Below are 23,553 nucleotides of genomic sequence, written 5' to 3' on the forward strand. Positions count from 1 at the left end.
CTCTTCTGGCTCTCGCACAGAATCTTCAATATCCGGGGCTACTTCCTCTGTAATGTCGTCAGCCTGCTCAAGTGTTTCATCTTCCTGTCCCGCTGCTTCCTCGCCCGAGCTGTCCTCTTCTAGCTCTCGTTTAGAATCTTCAGCGCCTAGGCCAACTTCCTCTGTACTTTCATCAGCCTGCTCAGGCGTTTTTTCTTGATCATGTTCGAGGAGGTCATCTTTATCATTTTCTGGCGAAAACTCTTGCCCTTCGAACGAATCGTTTTGCGCGAGGCTCTCGTCTTCGAAATCAGCGTCCGATTCATCAAGTTCATCGCCTTCAAGTTCAGTTACTAATTCATCTGAAAGCGAGTCCAACTGATCTTCAGCTTCTGAGCTTTCTGCTTGCAGTTCAGCAAGCAGTTCATCAGCAAGCGGATCATTCAGGTCCGTTTCCTGGCCGGAATCGACCTCATTCTCTGCCTGTAATTCAGCTAGTAATTCATCAGACAAGGGATCATCGATTTCTTCGCTTTCAATTGCTGGCTCTTCGCTACCAGCTTGTTCTGACTGCGTTGGTTCAACTTCTTCAGCATTATCTTCCTCACCAGAGGTTGGCTCCCCTTCCAGCGCAGCGTCACCTTCCTGCAGTTCAGCAATAAGGTCATCGGAAAGCGGATCGTCAAATTCGTCTGCATTCGCCATGTCCTCTACATTGATTTCATCCAAATCGTCAGAGAGTGCATCAAGATCCTGAATAGCTTGAGGAGAAGGCGGCGACACTTCCGTTTCGTCATCATCAGTCCCGTCTCTGTCCTCGAGCATGTCTTCAGACAACCCGCCCATCATTTCAAGCTGCTCTATTTCGCCAAGGATCTCATCAGTTAATCGCTCCAGATCCTGATTTTGCTCGTTAATTTCTTTGTCGAGCTTCTCAAGCATATTTTCGTCAACAGCATCATCGCCTAACTGCTCTTCGAAGCTAGGTTTTTTTTGTTCTTCTTCGAGCAATTCGTCAATGCTTATTTCGGGCTTCTCGTCATCGTCTAGTTGAGGGGCAGCTTTTTCCTCCACTTCAGCGGATGGAGCCTCGGCTGATTCAAGCTCAGGCTCAGGATTGGTATCTGCTTCTTGATCAACTTCAGTTCCGTCTTCAGACTCTGATTCATCGGCTGTTTCCTCAAAGAGTTCGTTGCTGTCATCTTCAAACTCACCGAGATCGCCGGCAATATCATCTTCAGATAAATCTATTGCTGAATCTTCTTCCTCATTACCTATGGAAGAACTACTTAAATCCTCTTCATCAAATAAACTATCCAGCTCATCTTGTTCGAGCGAATCGTTACCCTCATCGAAATCGGTTTCGTCATCAGGGACCAACATGTCGTCATCAAGATCAGCGAAGTTTTCAAGTTCATCATCCAACGCATCTTCAAGTTCGTTTGACAATACATCATCTAACAAATCGTCATCGTTAAACAGTTCATCTTCTGACAGTTCTTCGTCATCAAAATCATCCACCAGCGAGGGTACGGAATCGTCTGCGTCGACAGCAGGCTTCGGTTGGGGCGGCGGTGTGGTGACAGCCGGCGCTGCCTCGGCCGCAGGTTGCTTACGTAAAAGGAAATACCCTAACCCACCAAGCAATAACAGTGTGATGATACTGGAACCAAGTATGAGCATGGTCGAATTAGAACTGCCAGAGGATTCTACTGGGCGTTGAACAGGCTGCTGCTCTCGCTGCTGCTGGATCAACTCAAGCAATTGCTTTTGCAGAGCGAGTTGCTCATCCATTTGGGCCTGAACATCTTCTTTTACCTGGTCGCGAAGGGTCTGAAGATCCTCATTAACTTTTTCCACTCGTTCATATAATTTGCGATTATCGTCAAGGATGGAGCGCACACTCTCCAATGACGAGGCAAACTGTTGCCTCAAATCGTCAAACTGACGGGATTGTTGTGCATCGAGGCGGGTGATTTTTTCCTCTATCGCAGATTTAGTAGTACTTAAATCTTCCTGGTTAACTAAAGGCACAGGTGGCTTTAGATTCCGAACACTGGTGCCGGGAACATTTGGCATGCGGGCGAATTCGGCATCATCTTGTTCTGCACGCTGGCGAGCTTTTTCTTTATCTATTCTTGCCGCATAGCGTTCTGAAGGTAATCGTAACGTTTCACCGTCAATCAGTAAATTTAGGTTGTTTTGTTCAAACGCATTCGGATTGAGTTCGTAAATGGCCACCATGACCTGATACACACTCAGGTTGGGGTTCTGGCGATAGCGATCGGCTATGCGCCACAAGGTATCCTGTGAGTCTATTGGCCCGTACACCACACCGGAGAATTGCTCCGTGGCGTCTTTTGGTCCTTTAAGGGGAGTCTCCCGTTCTTGCCCAGCAGATAAGGAAGGTACCGCCAACATTAACAACGTTAGTAGCAGCAAGCCGGTTAAATGCAATTTCATAGCGTTCCTATATGCCCTTAAGCGTCATGAGTAAGTTTGCCTCTTACCCAATCTGGCGGCCTCACTCGACATTGATTAAAGAGTGGGCAGCATTGTTGTTATTCTAACGTGTCGATAATCACGCGTTCTCAACATCGTTTTCCTGACGTTTAACTCTTATAGTGTGTTGTCATTCATTAGTTACCTGATTTCTTGCTCTGTTCAGGTGACAATATTTTGTCTTTTTACCTAACAACAAGAAAACAATGCAATTTATAATCCAGCTTGGTTATTTACCTTTACCAAACAAACTATAAACCACTTAGTGCCACCAATCTAGATTGGCTTCAATTTTCTCTCTAATTCATTTTTAAAGTGAATACAAAATGCCGCATCAATGCGGCATTTTTCTTTATCTATAGACCTTATCGGCCGGATTAATAAAAATCTTTGAGCAGAGTTTCTGCAATTTGCACACTATTTGTAGCAGCACCTTTGCGAATGTTGTCAGACACTACCCACATATTTATCCCGTTAGGGTGAGTAATATCGTTGCGGATCCTACCGACGTGCACCCAATCGTTTCCGCTGGCATTCGAAACCTGAGTAGGGAATTGTTCACGCGTTTCATACAGTTTTACCCCAGGCGCATTAGCGAGCAATTGCTTTACTTCTTCTGCGTCAATTGGCTGACGCGTTTCAATGTGCACCGCCTCACCGTGGCCATAAAATACTGGTACCCGCACAGCCGTCGCATTTACCAAAATACTGTCATCACCCATTATCTTCTGGGTTTCCCAAGACATTTTCATTTCTTCTTTGGTGTAATCGTTATCTAAAAACACATCAATTTGCGGTATCACATTAAAAGCGATCTGGCGACTGAATGACTCCGATTTAGCTTCGCGCGCATTCAACAAGTCAGCGGTTTGTTTAGCGAGTTCTTCCATGGCGCTCTTCCCCGCCCCTGAGACCGACTGGTAAGTACTCACATTAATCCGCTCGATACCCACCGCATCGTGAATAGGCTTTAATGCCACCAACATTTGGATGGTAGAGCAGTTCGGGTTGGCAATAATATTGCGATTACGAAAATCCGCTAAGGTATGGGCGTTCACTTCCGGAACGACTAACGGAATGTCAGGTTCATAGCGAAACTGTGAAGTATTATCGATTACAACACAACCTGCTTCGGCTGCCATAGGCGCATATTTTGCAGAGACTGAACCACCTGCAGAGAAAAAGCCAAACTGAGCTTGCGACCAATCGAACGAATCGGCATCCAGCACCTCTATTTCTTCCCCTTTAAAAGTCACGGTGCCACCAGCAGAACGAGCACTAGCTAACGGATACAGCGTTTTGACCGGAAATTTTCGCTGTTCAAGAATTTCCATCATGGTTTGACCAACTAATCCGGTGGCGCCTAACACGGCAACATCAAACGCTTGTGACATGTATCTGATTCTCCTAACTATTAACTTTAAATTTGGTATTTCGGCGATATGAACACTGTAATGATGAAAGCGTGTTCACCCCTCGTATAACATAAAGCCTATCGCTTTTAATTGTGCTTGCACATGTTTATTTATCTGACCACGCACACTAAGTGTACATGAGCTGATCTCACGTCTTATACGATACGCTTTGCGCAGCGCGGCAAATTGATTTGATTGTGCCATGCTTTGGCGGAAATGTTTATCATCTTCTCTGATATCATATATTGGCAATAATAACGTTCGCCAATCGGCCATCGTTAGCTTATCTGGCCCGATATCGTCAGCATTAACGATTATGGGGGGGATCACGGGAAGAAATTCATCAAGATGCTTCTCAATTGGCCGGCTAAGCTGGCTGCACACTTGTTCATAAACCATTTGTGTTCCACGCAGCTTCCCTTCCACACTATGCCCTGCAATATGTGGCGTGGCTAGAAAACAGTAGCCTATAAGTGAGGTATCAATATCGGGCTCATTATCAAAAACATCGAGTATAAGCGTCGGGGGCGCTGCTTGCTGCATCCGCTGCTTTAACGCGCGTTCATTAATCACTTCACCACGTCCAGCGTTCATCAGTATTTGGTGGTCTTTAATCGCTCCCAGTTCCGCCATGCCGATTAGATGATGTGTCGCATCTTCTCCGCTCGTGGTAAACGGCACGTGCAAAGAAATCACATCACATTCAAGCACCTCAGCAAGGGTTACCAGTTTTCGTTTGTCACCGCGTTTTTGCAACGGCGGATCACACAGTTTAACGTTGATCTCCATTGCCGTTAACAATGTCGCAAGCATGCTTCCAACATTGCCTGCACCCACAATGCCCACCGTCGCATTTGCCAGATCAATTCGATGTTGTGCATCCGCTATAAGCAAAGCGCTGATCACCCATTCCGCGACGCCCCTTGCGTTGCACCCAGCGGCCGATTGCCAACGGATGCCGGCCTGTTTAAGAAAAGCCTTATCCAAGTGATTAGTGCCAGCCGTAGCGGTTGTCACAAATTCAAGCTGGGAATTTTTACCTAACACTGTTTCATTAACAGTAGTGGTGGAACGTACTACTAATATTGACACATCGTTTAGATGCGCTGCTGTAAGTTTACCTGCAGGAAAACTACTGACCTCTCCCAACCCGGCGAAATACTCCTGCCCTTTTGGAATACTGTCTTCAAATAATATTTTGATCATTTAACGGCGTGTAAGCTGGCGTGGTAGATAACTAAAAAAGGAATGCTAGCGCATATCGGGTGATATGCGCCAGAAGTATTGTATGCTTTATCAGGCTGAATAGCGTCTTAGCACTAAGGTTGCGTTGGTGCCTCCAAAGCCAAAGCTATTAGACATCACCTGATTTAGCGTGGTCTCGCGGGTTTGCGTGACAATATCCAGTCCTTTGGCCGCTTCATCAAGATTATCAATGTTTATAGACGGAGCGATAAAGTTGTGTTGCATCATTAGCAAGCTGTATATCGCTTCGTTCACACCTGCCGCACCCAGTGCATGACCGGTCAATGATTTTGTCGCACTGATAGGAACACCTGACTTACCAAATACTTCTTGAATAGCAGCCAACTCCTTCACATCACCTACCGGAGTCGAAGTGCCATGCGTATTGAGGTAATCAATGGGTCCTTCGATCCCCTGCATCGCCATCTTCATGCAACGAATGGCTCCTTCACCAGAAGGTGCAACCATATCAAAGCCATCCGACGTGGCGCCGTAGCCCACTACTTCACCATAAATCTTAGCGCCACGCGCCAGTGCATGTTCCAGTTCTTCCACTACCACCATGCCACCGCCGCCGGAACTGACAAATCCATCCCGATCTGCATCATAGGTGCGGGAGGCGACAGAAGGATTATCATTATATTTGCTGGATAGAGCCCCCATCGCATCAAACTGGCTCGACAACGACCAGTGTAGTTCCTCACCACCGCCGGCAAACACTACATCCTGCTTGCCTAGCTGAATAAGCTCAAGGGCGTTACCTATACAGTGTGCGCTGGTTGCGCACGCAGACGCGATAGAGTAATTGATCCCTTTGATTTTAAATGGTGTGGCAAGACATGCAGAGACCGTTGAGGCCATACAGCGAGGCACCATATAAGGCCCCATACGCTTGACACCTTTTTCACGCAAAATATCCGCTGATAGCACCTGATTCTCAGAAGATGCGCCGCCTGAACCCGCAATGATGCCGGTACGTTCGTTTGAAATATCAGCTCCTTCCAGGCCTGAGTCGGCGATTGCCTGCTCCATTGCCACGTAAGCATACCCTGCGGCATCGCCCATAAAGCGCATGGCTTTACGATCAATATGTTCTTTCAAATCAATATTGATATTGCCCCACACCTTACTGCGTAAGCCCATTTCGGCGAACTGTTCTGAATAGGTAATGCCGGACTTGCCCGCTTTTAACGAAGCCAGCACTTCATCTTTGTTGACACCTATACTGGACACTATGCCCATGCCGGTGATAACTGCTCTTTTCATAATCTACCCTTATATTGCTGCCGCCTATGGTAACGATTTTCGTTACAAAACTGGTCTGCTCTTTACCCTTTTGCGCTTATTTTCAACAAAATTTAATTTTAATCGCACAATCCGCTTTCAGGACTACCATCGCAGATCATGCATCGGTATGATCAGCCCTTTCAGTACAGCAAAACCTGAGAGAGTGTGTGAAGTCTACTTACGCCAGCGTGCATTTCAACCAAATTGGTACACCCGTTGCCGATAATTTTGATGATGTCTATTTTTCAAACGACAGTGGCATGGAAGAAACTCAATACGTTTTTTTGGCCGGAAATAATTTGCACGAACGCTGGCAGAATTGGCGTCAACCCACTTTTGTTATCGCTGAAACCGGGTTTGGAACCGGCTTAAATCTTTTAGTGGTTATGACCGCATTTCGTGAATTTCGCAAAGCGAATCCTGACCACCCGCTCACTCGGCTTTATTTTATTACGACCGAGAAGTTTCCATTAAGTCAGCAGGATATGGCCCATGCATTGTCACGTTTCACCGCGTTAACCGAGGCGGCTAACACCCTACAAGCCCAATATCCTTTTGGCCTGAACGGCTGCCACCGCCTTCTTTTTGATAACTTTGCTACCACCGTCGACCTGTGGCTTTCCGATGTACACGACGCCATGTCCGACTGGCAGGTTCCTGAGCATGGTTTAGTTGACGCGTGGTTTCTGGATGGTTTTGCCCCAAGCAAGAACCCGCAAATGTGGACTGACGAGCTTTTTATCAATATGGCCAGATGTTCCAGACAACATGCAACATGTGCGACGTTTACTGCCGCCGGATTGGTCAAACGAGGCTTACAGGCAGCAGGCTTCACAGTATCCAAACGTAAAGGGTTTGGGCGCAAAAGAGAAATGATCACTGCGGTTTTTACCTCACCAAAGACTAACGGCAACTCACCCACAAAAACTAGGCCCACGAGCGTTACTATCATCGGCGGGGGTATCGCCGCCGCCTCGCTTGCGTATTCCTTGAGCCAGAAAGGCATAAGCACTGCTCTTTATTGCGCTCACGAACCTGCAGATGGCGCATCAGGCAACCCTCAAGGTGGCCTATATCCGCAGCTGCATGCTCAACCCAGTATCGCCAGCCAGCTACAGGCCCACGCCTTTTTGTTCGCCCGCCGTTTTTATCAGCATGTCAGTGATTTAGCTGAATTTAAACATGACTTTTGCGGAGTCTTGCAACTGGGCTTTAATGAGTCAGTGCGCCAACGTCAGCAGCGGTTGCTAGAAAATGGAATCTGGCCGCAGCAGCTTATTCGGCCGGTTGATGAACTAGAAGCAGAACACATAGCTGGAATACCTTTACCTTACTCAGGATTACACATTCCGTTGGGCGGTTGGATAAACCCTCCCTCGTTAATTGATTCATTACTGAACCTCGCCCAGAATACGGGACATCTGACTGTACATCGCCATCATCGACTTGTGCACCTCAAGGAGCACGAAGGTCAAACCCAGCTCGGTTTTGACAATGGCCACGCAATAGAAGCTCAGTGCGTAGTGCTGGCGACAGGGCATGAATTAGCTGATTTTGAACAATGTGCCGATCTTCCTTTACGCGCCGTTCGCGGTCAGGTAGAAGCCGTGGCTACACAAGCACCATTAAACCAATTAAAAACCGTGTTATGTCACAAAGGTTACCTGACGCCGGCCTTTAAGAACCGACATGCACTGGGTTCAACATATGTAAAACGGGATACGGCTACAGATGTGCGGTTAGCAGAAAGCCAACAAAATTTGGCTTTACACCAACAAGCTTTAAAAAACACTAAATGGATTAATACGTTGTGCCATGATGGTAGCGCACGTGCAGCCATTCGCCTTGGCGTACCTGATCATCAGCCACTGTGCGGGCCGTTGCCAGAGGTGAACAAATACCATCAGTGGTATCAGTCGTTGCGTAAATACAGTGATGATGTGCCTGAAACGGTGGCCCAGCGGAACATCTACGTACTAAGCGCACTGGGTTCCCGAGGTTTAACCACCGCCCCGTTGTTGGCTGAATCGTTAGCCTGTCAACTATGCCACCAGCCAAGTCCGTTAGGTCGGACGCTGGCAAAAGCGGTCAATCCAAACCGCTTTCTATTAAAGGAACTGAAGCAAAAGTAGCAATTATGGTGCGGATGCGTGACCAGTATAAAGCGAAGTAACTATAAATGCGGGAATATGAACGCTCGCACTGGCGACCACTCGCTTTGAACTTACCGTGACAATGCGGGCATTCACCCTCACCCCACGCGAATCTTCGATCATGGTACCGGTGAGAATATGGTCCATCTGCACCGATTGCGCCAGTCTTTTGCCACTGCGACTCATGGCGATATCCCCACGCGGTGTTACCCTGATTCCGTCAGTCACTTTAAAATCGACCACACCCACCCCGTATGCCTGTAGCTCAGTCATTAAAAGCTCCGCAAGCTGGTTGCCTAATATGGTAGTGTCGTTTAAGGCCGTATTGAGTCTGACAAAGCTAGTTATACCTACAAGCTCCTCGGTATTGAGTCCCATCGCTTTATCCATCAGCTCCATGGCTAGTTGGGAGGCGTAGTCAGCCACTTTTTTGTGGGTTTGGCGGGGATAAAAGCCACTTCGTAGCGGATCCTGATAGCCGCGATAAGCATAATGTGACTCATCTTCCTCTGGCGCTACCTCTCGTGCTGGTTTTTTATGTTTTTTAGAGTGATGTTCCGTCGCCGCGTTGTTTTCTTTGTGATTCGTTGCTGGTTTACGTTGACTCGCGTTTGGCGCAGATTCATGCTGGGTTTTATCAGAGGAGGCGTTCACTACTTCCTGCGCCGGCTTACTTTGAGCTGGTTTTGTAGTCTCCTCACTATGCGCGGGAGCCGCTTTTTCTTCTATCTGGACGGCCGCAGATGGCTCGCTCTTTGTATGGGCGATTTCTTGTGACGCATCAGGCTTAACTGTGCCGGGTGTTTTTTCTTCTTTTAGCACAGAAGCATTAACACTTTGTTCCTGTTGCCTTTGCTGGCGATCCTGCGCGGCAGCGCGCAGTTCATCCTCATCAACCCTTTTGCTGGCGGCGCTGTCTGGTGATTGCACCTGGTTTTCTTCAGGCTGTGGATCAAATAGATACGCCACAGCTTCTTTGAACCTGTCACTTACCGTCGCACACCCAGAAAGGAGTATTGTTGTGCTTAACAGTAACGAAATTCTAATGTTCATCATACAACCACTTCCCAGCTTTCACTTTTTACTTTTCATGACGCGTTATCCCCGACTGAATCGTACACCATCCTTGCCACCATTAGGCATAGTGCCATCGGTGGGAATGAGTGCATCGACCACATAAAAAGGAACCATCATCTGCGCACTAGCTACCACCGCCCGGGAATCCATACCAATAATTCGAGCATTGATTAACATTCCTCCCTGATGGCGTGTCATGGTACCAGTAAGCACATATTCAATCGGCAATGAACTGTTCAACTCAAGATAGTCTCTGGACAGGGCAAAATCGCCCTTTTCGGTAATTCGAATATAGTCAGTAGTTTTAAAGTCTAATACCGGAATTCTGAACTTATGCAACTCATGTATAAACGATTCTGCCATTTGCTGGCCTAGTAAGTTGGTGCTTTGCAGATCAGAATCCAGTAAGGCGAAGTGAGTAACGGCAACCGGCGTTTTGTCACTGACATATTCCATGTTGCTGATAAGATCTTGCGCCAAATTTTTAACATAGTCGCCAATATGTTTGGTTAGCGGCCTGCCTTTGTAAGAATTCTGCACATTCGAATACAAACGAGGCTTACCTACCGCACCAAAGCTGTCGCGGCTATCTTCGCCCTCATCGTAATCAAAATCGTTATTGTATCCGCGGTAATTGCGATCTGCTGCCGTGATATCTACCACATTGGTCGCAGCCGGCTGTATATCTTCAGGAGGCTCAGTGAGTATTTGCTGATTTTCCGTTTGGGGCTCTTGGGCCACCTCTTCTGAATCTTCACCTAAGGCCCACTTTTCCACCTTATCCAACACAGCGCAACCTGTGGTGAGTGATAATGCACAAAAGCCTGCCAGTGCAAATTTAGATTGCCGTTTCATTCCCGTTACCCCTTAATCTCACTACGGTAAAGCCGCCCGTTACGTGTGGTCACATGTTCCTTCTGCCAAAAAACTTCAGCAGGAAAAAAACGTGTGGCGGCTGATATGATTTCTTTACTGTTTGCGTCAATGATTCTTGCGTTGACCATAGCTCCGGATTCCTGCTTTACCACAGTGCCTGTAATATAATAATCCACACGGTCAATAACGGAGAGTTGATCAATATTACGGGTCAGGACCCGCTCTGCGTGATCAGTCATGATGATATTATCGGTCAGTTTGTATTCTTGCGCCAAAAATCCGCGCTTGGTAGCTTCGGTAACCAGGCCTTGCTCTAACTGATGCCCCAGCAACATGAGAGGATGCTGATCATCATTGTTGTATGCCATCGTAGTAACGGGTACAAAACCTGTAACCGCGTACCTTACTTGCCTGCTGGGACGGAGATTGGCGAAGAGTTCGTTCGCCAGTGTAAAGGTGTAATACTCCACATTTCCCAACGCCGACACAGGTTCACCCGTGGCCGTTACCGCTTTTTTCACCGGGGCGGGATTAGGTTCTGAACCATAAAAATCAGGCAACAGACCGCAACCTGTTACTACCAGCCCGCTAAACATCGTGGCGGTGATCAAAAGAAAATTTCTTAACATACGTTGTCGGTTAGCCATGTACTACCTAAAGTTATTCCCGAACTGTCGCCGAAATGAGTGCGACAAGTCAGTCAATTTGCTGACACTTATAGGGGATACGGCAAAAAACGTACCACACTGTCTAGGGAGGATTATAAGAGGGTATAACAGAAGTAATCGATGAAAGGCGGCAAACCCCTGCCAGCCATTTGCCGCTAGACAGAAAAGCTAAGACGCAATTAGTTCCTCCCACAGTTTGGCGACCTTTTGCTGATCATGAGATTCCAGTTCCCCCTGCGCAAATGCCTGCTGTAAGCTAGTACGAATATTTTCATCAAGTTCTGTCGTGCCCGCTTGGGGTAAAGCCAGTAATTTACAGGCGACAAGATCAAAATGTCCGCGTAAATAACTAGCCACAAATAATTCATCATCACTGCCGTTATCCACCACAGCATCTAATTTGGATTCAATCGCGTCAAGCTTAACTTCTAAATGATTTGACATATTGTGCTCCTATACAACTTATCAGATAGCGGGGTAGATCACTTTATCGTGATAACCCGTGATAACCGAAAAACTTCCCGCGAGGGCATCGTCCAGCTTCGGGTCGGAGGTATCCAGACGCAATGGGCGTCCCTCCAACTCCTGTAACTTTTGTTTGGTCGCCACTACCAGAATATTTTCTTTACCAATACTAACAATAAATTCAGGACTTAATTGCTGATTACCTCGTCCGAATAAGTGCCCTTGCCCACCAATGGCGGTAATCACCAATTGCGTAGGTTGCTGTGCGGTGAGGTTTAACAGTTCGGTAGCGCTGACATCACTGGCAATAATAGATTTGTTTTTTATAACATCGACCCCTAACAAGGTATTAGGCAATCCTAACTCATCCATGATGGCGGCCACCGTGGAGCCGGATCCCATCACAAAATACGTTTCTGGATGGTCGTCCATCCACTCAGCGATATGCGCGGCGATATCCAGTAACACTAGCTCTTCACTCTCTCTACCGCCCATTTTGACCGATTGCAGATAGACCAGATCATGCGGCACTCGCATTTCTCCGTAATGCTTCGCGCGGACTTTCCCTTGGCGAAACGCGTTTTCATCGATATCGCGTACTTCGCCTTCTTGCTCGCTAACCAATTCACCGCGCACCATTTTGGCTGCTATCTCACCCGCTCCAGTGGGGGTAACGGCATACACGCCAGAATGGATCTTACATCCTGCGGGTACGCCTAAAACCGGCACCCGTCCGGCTACACTGTGGTAAATATTGCGCGCCGTCCCGTCGCCACCAGCGAACAAAAGCAGATCGACCCCGGCATCGACCATCGCCAACGCCGCTTGTTCAGAATCTTCCCCTTCCGTTTGCTCGTGTTGCGGTTGAAACAGAACGTTGTATTTCAGTCCCACTTCCTTACAAACCGTTTCGCCCATTTCTCCCGCAGCGGTGAATATGTCCAGGTTATCACTTAATTCCGTGAGTTTTTCCAGCGCTAGACGCATTTTCACGTTGGCTTTCTTTTCCGCCCCCTGGGCCAGGGCTTTTTCTCGAATATCAGCGCCGTCACTACCTTTAAGGGCAAGCGCTCCCCCAATCCCAGCGAAGGGGTTCACCAGTACACCTAATCGAAATATTTTGTGGTTATCATTGCTCATGCCGGTATTTTTTCGCCTCCCTTACCAAAGGTATGCTTTAGCGCATCGATAAATAGCTGGGCGCGGGGGGGAAAACCATGTTGCTCGTACCAACAAAACTGCTTCAATACTGCATCCGTAAAAGCGTCGCGATCAGGTTCTGCACCATTAAGATTATCTGTGCTAACTGAAAATTTTCTTCCCACCGCCAGCGTAAAGGCTCGTTCAATGGCCTGTGGCTTGACTTCTACTTGTTCAAATTCTTTTTGTTGTTGCCGGTTACGACCGTCTGGACAATACCAGTACCCATAATCTTCCATTTTCCTGCGCGCCTCTCCGGCAATACACCAATGCGCCACTTCGTGTAATGCACTGGAAAAATAGCCATGAGCGAATACCACCTGATTATAAGGTTTCAGTTCGTTTGCTGGAAGGTAAACAGGCTCATCCTCACCCCGGATAAGTCGAGTATTAAATCCGGCGAAAAACGTTTTATCGAATAACGCCATTAACGCGTCAACAGCTAGCGTTTCTTCATCTAACGGGCGGAAAGTTTGCGGACAAATATTCACAATAACGATAAATTCTTTAAAATATGGAAAAAGGTAGACCACGTAAAACAGGTTGCGAAGTCTATCAGATTACGGCATGTTGAGTCACTTACACCGTCACTATTGTCCAAAGCAAGCAAAAGGTTATCGTTTGAATCAGACTGTCCAACCGTTGATACAACATTTACACCGCCTCAACGCTAAACGCGAATTGGTTGAGCGTATGGGTCAACTAGACAACATTCATCAGCTGCAGGCGTGGCAATGTGAACGTCTGCTTGCTTCGCATCAGGATTTAGCGCAACAAAAACGTTATCAGGATGCGATGAGCTTTTTCGTAGATGAACTATATGGACCGAAAGATTTTAGTCAGCGAGATGCCGACATTGCTCGCGTTATTCCTAAGTTAGCGAAGGTGTTGCCCGATAAAGCCATGCTTGCCCTTGAAGATGCAATAGCACTGAATGCCCTGTCATTCGACTTAGATCTTGAGGTGACCGAAGCGCTGGAAGGTCAGGAAATTAATCGCGATACTTATGCTGTCGCTTATAGGAAAGTAGGGCGCCAGGCGGACCGGCAGAAGCAACTGGATTTAATTTATGATTTAGGCATGCAACTCAATGATGTGATCAAGATTAAAGGTATCGGGATGCTGATAAAATTCGCCCGTCGTCCGGCTAAGATTGCTGGTCTTTTGACCCTGCACGAGTTTCTTGAACGCGGGTTTAATGCATTTAAAGTCATTGGTGATGTGCATGGTTTTGTTGACCCGGTAATTACGCGGGAAAAAGAGCTGATGGAAACCTTATTAAGTCCTGATACGGATCTCACCCAACACAACCCGTTGCCTCATGTCAAAATCTGAGTACTGGAAGTACCCATCTCCTTATGTCGAGAGGTGGCGTATACAACAATCACATCTTGACCATTACCAGCATGTAAATAATGTGGCCTACTTGTCCCAACTAGAAAGATTGGCCTGGGCGCATTCCAATTCACTGGGTTTGCACTTTACCGACTACGCCGAATTGGATCGGGGCATGGTAATTCGTCGTCATGAGCTAGATTATCTCGCGCCCTGCCATTTAGGTGATGAATTAGAGTGTGCCACCTGGATTGTTGCTTGCCAACGGGCATTGTCACTTACCCGCGAGTTCCAGTTTTATTGTCCTCGACGCACACAGACGGTGTTTACGGCCAAAACCCAGTTTATATGTGTCAGCATGACCACGGGCACCCCTAAACGCATGCCTGAAAAATTTCAACGCATTTATGGAAGTGCCTGCTTGGAGCAGGCAGAAGTGGGCTAATGAAATTAGCACTATTGCTAGCACTGATTGTTTCTGTGACCGCGAATATCTGGTTATACCGTCAGTGGCAAAGAGCGTTTGAGCGAATTCCCGTTTCACTGGAGCACTCACTGACAATCAGTGGCGAACACGCACCAGAAACCGAAAGCAACCTTCCTCACAGTGACACCTCTGTGGCGGTTTCGGCGGTAAACGCTTCCAATATGGCTGCGTTGAAAGCGATGTTTGATGACGGTCAGTACAATGCGCTTCGCGATGAACTTCAGCAACGGTTACGAAAACATCCAGACGATATTGAGTTACTGTTACTTGAAGCCGAGTTGATGATGAAAACAGAGCCACTCAACGAGGCATTACTACATTACTCTTCCCTACTAAACCTGCCTTTCAGCGCAGAGATTAAAGAGCGAATTAAGCAACGCATTTCTCACCTGTTGCAGCAAACCATAGCAGAGCTTAAAACCGCACAAAGCTGGGACCTTCTCGCTCTATTCTTAGAACCCCTGCATCAACAACTCCCGCCTGGTAAACAAATTGTATTGGCATTAGCCGAGGCCTACGGCCAGCAAAGGAAATTCACTTTGATGGAAGACACCTTGGCATCTCTACCAGCGCACGACTCTCACGTCTTTGCATTGCGTCAGCGATTAAAGACTGCCGCATTAGCCGGATCAGATGAGTTAGTGCAGGCGCAAGATTTCGACGAAAGCGAGTATCAGACCCTCCCCTTACGGCGAAAAGGTGATCACTATTTAATCGAAGTTTGGTTCGGCACTGTGGCAACCACATTGCTTATTGATACGGGCGCCACCACCACGGCGCTGACTCACAGTGTGATGAATGCCATCACTCGTCAGCAACACACTAATCGGATTGGCGTATTCAATTTGCGCACGGCTGCAGGTTTGGTTGAATCTGAGATGAATCAGGTGTTTGATGTGCTGCTAGGGGAATATAGTTTTCCAGAACTCAACGTGATGACGTTACAAAATGACGTTTTAGCTGGCGCCGATGGATTGCTGGGCATGAATGTCCTGCGCCATTTTGAATTTAGAATTGATCAGCAACGCTCTGTGCTGTTATTGAAGCTGAACCCAAGGGGTTCATAACAAATATTTAATCCTGCCACGACAAACTCTCCCCAGCCCCCCTGCGTATGATTTGACGACCCATACTACGATTTTTTGACAACAAAGGAGAGTTAACTATGGCAAAACTTGAGGGTAAACGCGTAGCTATCCTGGCCACTGATGGCTTTGAACAGGTGGAACTAACCCAGCCAATGAAAGCTGTAAAAGATGAAGGAGCCCAGGTACATATCGTTTCGTTGGAAGACGGGCAGATCCAGGGCTTTAATCACGCTGACAAGGCCGATACCTTTTCAGTCGACAAAACGGTCGATAGTGTTTCAGCCAGTGATTACGATGGCTTAATCTTGCCGGGGGGCGTGCATAATCCCGATTCCCTGCGCACCAACGATAAAGCAGTACAGTTTGTAAGGGACTTTTTTGCTCAGCACAAACCCGTAGCGGCCATCTGTCATGGTCCATGGGTATTAGTAGAAGCGGATGTGGTACGCGATCGCAAACTTACCTCTTTCCCGAGCATCAAAACCGACATTAAAAATGCCGGTGGCAACTGGGTAGACGAAGAAGTGGTGGTCGACCAAGGCCTGGTGACCAGCCGCGATCCCGATGATCTCGATGCGTTCTGCAAGAAAGTGGTGGAAGAAATTCGCGAAGGAAAACACGACAGGCAGACGGTTTAGTTACCTGCTATAGCATAAGCGAGAGCCACGGTAGTGGCTCTTTCGTGAGGAAAGTAATGTAGCTTTACGCATGGTTATCCGCAACAGGACGTTGCAGTTTGCTGACAGACGTCCATGCACTCACGACACGCTTTGGCGCATTCCTGACAATGTTCATGCTCCATATCCCCACAGGTTTGTGCGCAGGTTTCACATAACTCGGCACACAACTTACAAAATTTTTCTAGCGCATTACTTTCCCTTGCTGCGGCCATTGCGCATAATTGACACATAGCGACACAGTCGCGGCAGTGTTCAATACATGCACTGTCGCCTCCCATGTCCACCATTTTGGTTATGCAGGTTTCACACGCTACCGCACAGCGTTGACACGCTTCGATACATTTTTTCAGATCCATATCATTCTCCTTGTAGTGAAGGTTGACTTGATTCACATAAAAGGATTAATCGCTAAAAAGAATTTTTAAAGTGAATACCCTGCTGTTTTTGATTAAATATTTGTAAGACGAATAGTAGAAAAATAGATGAAGGAGCTGTCAGGGATTAAAAAAACAGTTTAGCAATGTTCACATTTAACGCATTTCGTTCATTATAAGATTATTAATATAGGGTTATTGGGCCGCCGGTATTGGCGGTATACCCTTACTTAACCATTTATCTGGCCAATCATTTGGTATGTTCAGTCCAACTTAGACTTCATTCACTCTCTCTCTTTGCATTAGGGGCTATTGTAGTCGGTGCTATAGTCATTTTGACCAAGAAAGGGACGCCTCAGCACAAGCTACTAGGATATGCGTACTTTGCTACCATGGCGCTATTGAATCTCACCGCCCTGTTTACCCAGTCGCTTTATAAATTTGGACCATTTCATTGGTTGGCGATAGCTTCGCTACCTACCGTTAGCGCCGGTATAGCTGTGCCTTTATTTTTCCGCCATCATCGTAACTGGCAATTGATCCATTTCGACCTGATGCTTTGATCCTATCTGGGCTTAATCGCGGCGCTGTTTACTGAAATTGCCGTGAGACTCCCTGTGCTCGAACAGATCACTGGCGGCGGTAGTTTATTCTGGCTGCTGGTAATATCTTCAAGTATGCTAACCTTCATCGTGTGGGGATATCTTACTAAAAAACAAAAGCGCCATTTTTTTTACAATGAATAAAAAATAAGTTTTTTGTCGATTTTAAGTGGTTGCTTTAAGGCGCAACCACAGCCACTTTTATAGAGGGTGTCTACAAATCAACCGACTTCAATTCCTTCAACAGTAAGTGGGTAAAGGGAAGTATCAGATAAAAAGCTGAAATGAGCATCAAAGCTAGAATTGGCCCAGCCTGGTTGAGTGCCACATCAGTCAATCTAAAATAAGTCACTCCACCAATGTATGGCAGCATTAATAGTGATGCAGCCAGAATCAGTTGGTATGTAAAGGACAGATGAAGCTGCTTCTTCAGCACTATAAACCCGCACAGGGCGATAGCTAACCACGCCATTGAAGGCAGGTGAATAAACATATCGAACGAAAGTCTGGATAGATTATTTTCGCTGATAAACTGCCATAAAGGAGCATCGAAAAAGAATTGATGAAAATTACCATCAGTCCAATACGCATTGTGAAATGACGCCGGATCGTCTGCTACCGATAAGAAAAGTATGGCGTGCATGATTATGCCTAACGTCAAAATGCTTATTATAGCTAGACCAAGTGATGCTAAGTTTTGTTTTGTCATAGTAAATCTCCAACACGTTGAAATAGTCTGAGACCAGAACCATTTATTTTTATTTAATAATGTGTCCGTAGAACGTGAATATTCTTCGGTTAAATCACCAGTAATATCGTCTTTGACTGAATCCGGTAAAAGTAGATTCAATAGCCACATCGGAAGTGTCGGTGGACAATGTTTTTGATTATTGTTGCTCACTTTGCATTCCTTATATTGTTTGTGAGACGGCTTGGAGGCCCCACAACTTTTCCAGGTTTTGCTTAGTGCGCTCAAGTTCCGCGATACCCTGAGACGTTACCTTAAAATAACGTTTTGCTTTACCACCCCGTTGTGCACTTGCTCCTGACTTTGTTGAAGTAAGAAGACCTTTTTTCTCGAGACGCTCAGTGGTGGCGTAAAGTGCTCCAATGGCCACTTCTCTGCCAATGATGTCACGTAGTTGTTGGCGAACGGTGACACCATAGGCGTCATCCCCAAGACTTAGCACGGTCAACATCACGATATGTTCAAATTCCCCTAAAAAGGTTTGTTTATTTGCCATTTATCTTTTTCCCAATGAATAATATCTACATAATAGATATTTACGGAATGTACACAACATAAAAAACTATATAATAGTATCTCAAATAATAACTATTAAATAGTTTAAATTGATTGGCTGCTGTTCTGTCATTTTTCTCGACAAAAGTTGAGATCTCTAAGCTTTTAATGTGCGCTACAACTATTCGTTGATTTCTCCCCAAAATCATTGCACTGTACCAATAAGTTAATGATTTTGTTATCAATGACAGGTACATGTCAGGGGAATGTCGTAACAATGTCGAGCCTGAACAGTTACTGTTATACCTCTAGTTAACTACCCCAAAGTAAACATGATGAAAAACGACATATTCGCAGAAAGATTGATTTATCAGAGAAAGTTGAAAGGCTATTCGCAGGAGAAACTGGCCGATTTAACCAACGTCACTGTTCGCACAATTCAGCGCGTAGAAAAGGGCGAAGTGCAACCGCAATTACGCACCGTAAAGTTACTCGCTGCTGCGCTGGAGATAGAGGTAGATGATTTACTACAGCTCAATGACCCCAGACAGGAAAGTTTGCAAAAAAAGTGGTTGCTGTTGATGCACGCCTCCCCGTTTATTGGTTTTGTGCTGCCGTTGCTGAACATCTTTCTGCCATTATTCTTATGGATCCATAAAAAGGACGACAATGTCATTTACGATAATCATGGCCGTGCAGTCATTAACTTCCAGATTTCCATGTCGCTCCTCTCCGTTTTAGCATTTATTGGATTAGTCACCATCGAAGGCTATGGGTTCTTTTTCTTTATCGCTGTCATTCCCTTTGTCATCCTGGTAATGCTGGCCAATGTGATATCCGTGTTGCATTCGCAAAAGTATTTTTACCCATTATCGGTTCCGTTTATAAGACAGAAGAGAAGTGCCACCTCATCAACCCTATTCCCGCTACTGCTAATGTCCACGCTTTCCATGTTGCTCCCCCCTACGTCAGAGGCAACAGAGCATCGCAAGACAACGTTTTCAACACAATTACAACAGTTTGAGTCGTTTTTACTGAATTATAAGAACAAGCATCACATCCCTGGCTTATCGGTGGCGATTAGCAAAGATGGCAACATGGTGTATCAGAAAGCTCACGGTGTGTCACATATCTCAGGGCAGGTTCCCGTCACCCCTGAGACCCCTTTTTGGATCGCGTCAGTCAGTAAGCTTTTTGTCGGCACGACTTTTTTATCCTTGGTAGATAACGGTGAACTGAGCTTAGACGACCCTATCAGTGCCATGCCCGAATTTAAGCAATACTGCGAGTGGTTGGCTGGTTCCGGCATTGTATTTGGGAAAAACCTGCAATGCGATCAGACGTTTAAGCTGAAGCATGCGTTAAACCACGTGGTAAATGGTAAAGTAGATTCTGCGTTTTCCTACAATTCAATTTTTTATTCTCGCTTGTCCCGCTTTTTAGAAGCAAAACGCGGCAATTCTATCGATGCGGCGAAAGGCCGACATAATGAGCTGGCACAGGCCATCACCGAAGCAATTTTAATCCCAGCAAAGATGAACAATTCTATGGCAGGGTTGTGGGATCCAAATCGGCAGGACGTGTATTTCAGAAAAGCGCGTGGCTATGGCATCGAAGATAACCAGTATGTAATGCGACGTGAGCCTCAGCGGCACATGGCGGGTGGTGCAGGCGTTAGCGCCACAGCCAGCGACATAATCAAATTTGATATGGCGTTAGAGGCCGGAACAATTTTATCGGCTAACATCAAAGCGTTGACCGAACAACCTTATAGAACAGAAAATGGCACCACTATCCCTTATGCCTATGGCCGTTACATCCAGTATGTGAATGATGAAAAAATTATCTGGCACGGTGGATGGGATGAAGAGGCAGGCTTCACTGCTGTTTATCTTAAGTTCCCACAAAGAAATTTGACGATAGTGGTACTCGCCAATAATGAAGGGCTGTGGTGGGGTAACCCTCTGGATAAGGCAGAAATCGAGAAATCGCCTGTCTTCCAAGCCGCTGCAAAGATATTTAACGCTTCTGATTGATAACCGAAAATTAACGAGCCAGAGTCTCACTCTGGCTCGTTAATTTTTTATAGTTCCGCCGCTAATCGGGTACCTTGATCGATGGCACGTTTGGCATCCAGTTCCAACGCTTCGTGCGCCCCGCCAATCAGGTGATAAGGTTTAGTTAACCCTTCTATTAGTTGACGCAAGGGCTCCTGTCCCGCGCAGATAATGACATTATCCACCGGCAATACCTGAGCTTGCCCCTCTACGCTGATGTGTAAACCTTGATCATCGACTCTCTGATATTCAACGCCAGCGATCATCTCCACTCCTTTCATTTGCAAGCCAACGCGGTGTGCCCACCCCGTGGTCTTTCCAAGCCCCGCGCCCACCTTCGTCGATTTACGCTGGAGCAAATAAATCTCACGAGGGGACGCCTCTGGTTGGGGTTGCATGCCCTCAACCCCAGCTCTGGCCTGCCAAGTCATGTCAATGCCCCATTCCTTCATAAAGGTGGGGATATCCTGACTGGGGGTCGATTCTCCATGAGACAAAAACTCGGCCGTATCAAAGCCAATTCCACCAGCACCCACAATGGCAACGGTTTTGCCTACTGGCTTTTTGTGTTTGATAACATCTAGGTAAGTCAGCACTTTTGGGCGCTGAATTCCTTCTATTTTTGGGATCCGCGGAGAAATACCAGTCGCCACGATCACTTCGTCAAAGTCGCCCTGATTGAGTTGCACGGCATCCAAACGCGTAGAAAGCTTAAGTTTCACACCGGTTAATTCAATTTGTTTAGCAAAGTAGCGCAAGGTTTCGTAAAACTCCTCCTTGCCGGGAATTTGCTTAGCAATATTAAATTGTCCTCCAATTTTGTCGTCGGCTTCAAACAGGGTTACCTGGTGGCCGCGCTGGGCAGCGGTGGTAGCTGCAGCAAGCCCTGCTGGTCCTGCACCTACCACTGCGATTTTTTTGCTTTCTCGGGCAGGTGTAATAATCAGTTCCAATTCATGACAGGCACGGGGGTTAACCAGACACGAAGTTAACTTGCCATTAAATACATGGTCTAAGCAGGCCTGATTGCAGCCAATACACGTGTTAATTTCATCGGCGCGTAGTTCCTTGGCTTTGATAACAAAGTCAGCATCTGCCAGAAAGGGGCGCGCCATGGATACCATGTCCGCATCGCCGCGCGCTAATACATCTTCAGCTACCTCGGGGGTGTTAATACGGTTTGACGTGATCACTGGAATGGACAGGGCTTGTCTGAACTTTGCAGTGACCCAGGTAAAAGCGGCACGCGGCACTTTGGTAGCAATGGTGGGAATACGGGCTTCATGCCAGCCAATGCCAGTGTTGATAATCGTCGCGCCAGCCTGCTCTATTTGTTGGCCCAACTGCACCACTTCATCATGACTTGAACCGCCCTCAACCAGATCCAGCATAGATAGACGGTAGATAATAATGAAATTCTCACCCGTGGCCTCCCGCACCCGACGCACTACTTCGATGGGTAAACGAATTCGATTTTCATACTCGCCACCCCAGGCATCTTCACGATGGTTGGTTCGTTTGGCAATAAACTGATTGAGAAAATAGCCTTCTGATCCCATTATTTCCACGCCGTCATAGCCTGCTCGTTGAGCTTGCTTAGCCGCGAAAATAAAATCCTCAATCTGCTGTTCAATTTCTGCATCGCTTAGCGCTTTTGGTTTAAACTTGTTAATGGGCGCTTGGATGGCCGAGGGTGCAACCAGTTTTTCAGAATAGGCATAACGTCCGGTATGCAGTATTTGCATACATATTTTACCCCCTTCCGCATGTACGGCAGCAGTAACTTCTCTGTGATGTTCAACAGCTTCTTCGCTATCTAAGCGGCGGGTTATGGGGTGAGTAGAACCTTCTTCATTGGGGCCGATCCCGCCCGTTACAATCAAACCGACACCCCCGCGTGCACGTTCCGCATAAAATGCTGCCATACGCTTGTGCCCACCAGGCATTTCTTCTAAGCCAGTATGCATTGACCCCATCAATACTCGATTCTTCAATTGCGTAAACCCCAAATCAAGGGGTTGAAAGAGATGCGGGTAACGCGGGTGCATTGGCGAAGATGAAGTCATACGAATTCCTTTGTTTTTGGGTCATATACGGTGGGTGAGAAAAAGGTCTGCACCACAACTGGACAGCGTCAAGATAAAGGGTTAAATTGACACTGTCAAGATTCATTTAAGGTGTTAGATTTATGGCAGGTGCTTCGCAATACCATCATGGGGATCTCTACAGTACACTTATTGACGCAGCCAGCGCGCGTCTGGAAAAGTTCGGTATCGAAGGCTTATCATTGCGAAAACTGGCAGAAGACGTAGGCGTAAGCAGGACCGCTCCGTATCATCACTTTAAGGATAAAAATGCGTTGTTAAGCGCCATCGCGGCAAAAGGCTTTGAGCAGTGGCATCAGATAGCCGAGGAAATTTTTGCGAACGAAAGTTTACCCGTTGAACAGCGTTTTAAAGATTTCATCCATGCTTATATAGGTTTCGCCACCACGCATCCGCAAATATACGAACTGATGTTTGGACAGACCTTGTGGGGCGAAGGTAAAGCGACCGACTCCTTACGTGAAGTCGCCTATCCATGTTTTCAATATCAGGTCACCATGACACGATTATGGCAAGAAAAAGGATTACTCCCTTCAGATCAACACGCGTTAAGGATGGCACAAGTCACCTGGGGTACGCTGCACGGCATTGCCCGATTGATTATCGATGGAATTTATGCCGACGCGTCGCACATTGAAGAAATGTGCGACTGTGCGGCGGCGCTTTTTATGCAACACCACGCCACTTCCGCTACTGGTTAAAAGGTGGTGCATGC

At 46.8% G+C, this 23,553-nt stretch carries 22 protein-coding genes (1 of these 22 only partly in view); 8 read left to right on the forward strand and 14 right to left on the reverse strand.

The features are described from left to right. The 4 genes from OPS25_RS07375 to fabB form a co-directional block, all read right to left on the reverse strand. On the reverse strand, positions 1–2,442 hold the 5' portion of the coding sequence (locus OPS25_RS07375; RefSeq protein ID WP_265617027.1) for a FimV/HubP family polar landmark protein. 1,239 nt of this gene lie to the left of the window's left edge; only the first 2,442 of its 3,681 coding nucleotides appear in the window; it begins with the start codon at positions 2,440–2,442; its stop codon lies beyond the left edge, outside the window. 416 nt (positions 2,443–2,858) lie between these two features. After that, positions 2,859–3,875, reverse strand: a complete 1,017-nt coding sequence (locus OPS25_RS07380) for an aspartate-semialdehyde dehydrogenase (protein ID WP_265617028.1) — start codon at positions 3,873–3,875, stop codon at positions 2,859–2,861. 75 nt (positions 3,876–3,950) lie between these two features. Then, positions 3,951–5,102 (reverse strand): 4-phosphoerythronate dehydrogenase, encoded by a 1,152-nt coding sequence (locus tag OPS25_RS07385; protein ID WP_265617029.1) that lies wholly within the window; start codon positions 5,100–5,102, stop codon positions 3,951–3,953. 90 nt (positions 5,103–5,192) lie between these two features. After that, positions 5,193–6,407 (reverse strand): beta-ketoacyl-ACP synthase I, encoded by a 1,215-nt coding sequence (gene fabB / locus OPS25_RS07390; protein WP_265617030.1) that lies wholly within the window; start codon positions 6,405–6,407, stop codon positions 5,193–5,195. 188 nt (positions 6,408–6,595) lie between these two features. On the opposite strand from fabB, the gene mnmC reads away from it, so the two are divergent. After that, positions 6,596–8,560: a bifunctional tRNA (5-methylaminomethyl-2-thiouridine)(34)-methyltransferase MnmD/FAD-dependent 5-carboxymethylaminomethyl-2-thiouridine(34) oxidoreductase MnmC gene (mnmC, locus tag OPS25_RS07395; protein WP_265617031.1), complete on the forward strand. Its 1,965-nt coding sequence runs from the start codon at positions 6,596–6,598 to the stop codon at positions 8,558–8,560. Between the two features lie 3 nt (positions 8,561–8,563). Here the strand turns inward: mnmC and OPS25_RS07400 are convergent, their stop codons facing one another. From OPS25_RS07400 to OPS25_RS07425, 6 genes are all read right to left on the reverse strand, one after another. Further along, positions 8,564–9,637: a FlgO family outer membrane protein gene (locus OPS25_RS07400; RefSeq protein WP_265617032.1), complete on the reverse strand. Its 1,074-nt coding sequence runs from the start codon at positions 9,635–9,637 to the stop codon at positions 8,564–8,566. Positions 9,638–9,679: 42 nt separating this feature from the next. Then, complete coding sequence (locus tag OPS25_RS07405; RefSeq protein ID WP_265617033.1) at positions 9,680–10,513, reverse strand: FlgO family outer membrane protein; 834 nt, start codon at positions 10,511–10,513, stop codon at positions 9,680–9,682. 5 nt (positions 10,514–10,518) lie between these two features. Continuing rightward, the gene (locus OPS25_RS07410; RefSeq protein WP_265617034.1) at positions 10,519–11,181 is read right to left on the reverse strand and encodes a FlgO family outer membrane protein; all 663 of its coding nucleotides are present in this window, start codon (positions 11,179–11,181) and stop codon (positions 10,519–10,521) included. 189 nt (positions 11,182–11,370) lie between these two features. After that, complete coding sequence (locus tag OPS25_RS07415; RefSeq protein WP_265617035.1) at positions 11,371–11,646, reverse strand: YfcL family protein; 276 nt, start codon at positions 11,644–11,646, stop codon at positions 11,371–11,373. Positions 11,647–11,667: 21 nt separating this feature from the next. Further along, positions 11,668–12,807 (reverse strand): ATP-NAD kinase family protein, encoded by a 1,140-nt coding sequence (locus OPS25_RS07420; protein WP_265617036.1) that lies wholly within the window; start codon positions 12,805–12,807, stop codon positions 11,668–11,670. Next, positions 12,804–13,295: an elongation factor P hydroxylase gene (locus tag OPS25_RS07425; RefSeq protein ID WP_265617098.1), complete on the reverse strand. Its 492-nt coding sequence runs from the start codon at positions 13,293–13,295 to the stop codon at positions 12,804–12,806. The genes OPS25_RS07420 and OPS25_RS07425 overlap by 4 nt, the downstream gene beginning before the upstream one ends. A 193-nt stretch (positions 13,296–13,488) precedes the next feature. On the opposite strand from OPS25_RS07425, the gene OPS25_RS07430 reads away from it, so the two are divergent. From OPS25_RS07430 to OPS25_RS07445, 4 genes are all read left to right on the forward strand, one after another. Beyond that, a complete protein-coding gene (locus OPS25_RS07430; RefSeq protein ID WP_265617037.1) occupies positions 13,489–14,202 on the forward strand; it encodes an FFLEELY motif protein in 714 nt (237 codons plus the stop codon). Further along, positions 14,189–14,647 (forward strand): acyl-CoA thioesterase, encoded by a 459-nt coding sequence (locus OPS25_RS07435; RefSeq protein ID WP_265617038.1) that lies wholly within the window; start codon positions 14,189–14,191, stop codon positions 14,645–14,647. Before OPS25_RS07430 ends, OPS25_RS07435 begins: the two co-directional genes overlap by 14 nt. After that, complete coding sequence (locus tag OPS25_RS07440) at positions 14,647–15,756, forward strand: retropepsin-like aspartic protease family protein (protein ID WP_265617039.1); 1,110 nt, start codon at positions 14,647–14,649, stop codon at positions 15,754–15,756. Before OPS25_RS07435 ends, OPS25_RS07440 begins: the two co-directional genes overlap by 1 nt. A 98-nt stretch (positions 15,757–15,854) precedes the next feature. Then, positions 15,855–16,415 (forward strand): type 1 glutamine amidotransferase domain-containing protein, encoded by a 561-nt coding sequence (locus tag OPS25_RS07445; RefSeq protein ID WP_265617040.1) that lies wholly within the window; start codon positions 15,855–15,857, stop codon positions 16,413–16,415. A gap of 74 nt (positions 16,416–16,489) precedes the next feature. Here the strand turns inward: OPS25_RS07445 and OPS25_RS07450 are convergent, their stop codons facing one another. Beyond that, the gene (locus OPS25_RS07450) at positions 16,490–16,813 is read right to left on the reverse strand and encodes a four-helix bundle copper-binding protein (RefSeq protein ID WP_265617041.1); all 324 of its coding nucleotides are present in this window, start codon (positions 16,811–16,813) and stop codon (positions 16,490–16,492) included. A gap of 230 nt (positions 16,814–17,043) precedes the next feature. Here OPS25_RS07450 and OPS25_RS07455 point away from each other — a divergent pair, with 230 nt between their 5' ends. Then, a complete protein-coding gene (locus tag OPS25_RS07455) occupies positions 17,044–17,394 on the forward strand; it encodes a DUF2306 domain-containing protein (RefSeq protein WP_265617042.1) in 351 nt (116 codons plus the stop codon). 253 nt (positions 17,395–17,647) lie between these two features. Here the strand turns inward: OPS25_RS07455 and OPS25_RS07460 are convergent, their stop codons facing one another. Further along, entirely contained in the window at positions 17,648–18,334 is a 687-nt protein-coding gene (locus tag OPS25_RS07460) for a hypothetical protein (protein ID WP_265617043.1), read from the reverse strand. 10 nt (positions 18,335–18,344) lie between these two features. Beyond that, positions 18,345–18,677 carry a PadR family transcriptional regulator gene (locus tag OPS25_RS07465; RefSeq protein ID WP_265617044.1) on the reverse strand — a complete coding sequence of 111 codons (333 nt, stop codon included), beginning with the start codon at positions 18,675–18,677 and terminating at the stop codon, positions 18,345–18,347. A gap of 334 nt (positions 18,678–19,011) precedes the next feature. Between OPS25_RS07465 and OPS25_RS07470 the strand changes: the two genes are divergently transcribed. Further along, a complete protein-coding gene (locus OPS25_RS07470) occupies positions 19,012–20,712 on the forward strand; it encodes a serine hydrolase (protein WP_265617045.1) in 1,701 nt (566 codons plus the stop codon). Between the two features lie 47 nt (positions 20,713–20,759). On the opposite strand, the gene OPS25_RS07475 is transcribed toward OPS25_RS07470, so the two are convergent. Then, positions 20,760–22,799: an NADPH-dependent 2,4-dienoyl-CoA reductase gene (locus OPS25_RS07475; protein WP_265617046.1), complete on the reverse strand. Its 2,040-nt coding sequence runs from the start codon at positions 22,797–22,799 to the stop codon at positions 20,760–20,762. Positions 22,800–22,921: 122 nt separating this feature from the next. On the opposite strand from OPS25_RS07475, the gene OPS25_RS07480 reads away from it, so the two are divergent. Continuing rightward, positions 22,922–23,539, forward strand: a complete 618-nt coding sequence (locus OPS25_RS07480) for a TetR/AcrR family transcriptional regulator (protein WP_265617047.1) — start codon at positions 22,922–22,924, stop codon at positions 23,537–23,539. Positions 23,540–23,553 lie beyond the last annotated feature (14 nt).

The sequence above is a fragment of the Alteromonas aquimaris genome (assembly GCF_026183695.1).
GTDB classification, from domain to species: domain Bacteria; phylum Pseudomonadota; class Gammaproteobacteria; order Enterobacterales; family Alteromonadaceae; genus Alteromonas; species Alteromonas aquimaris.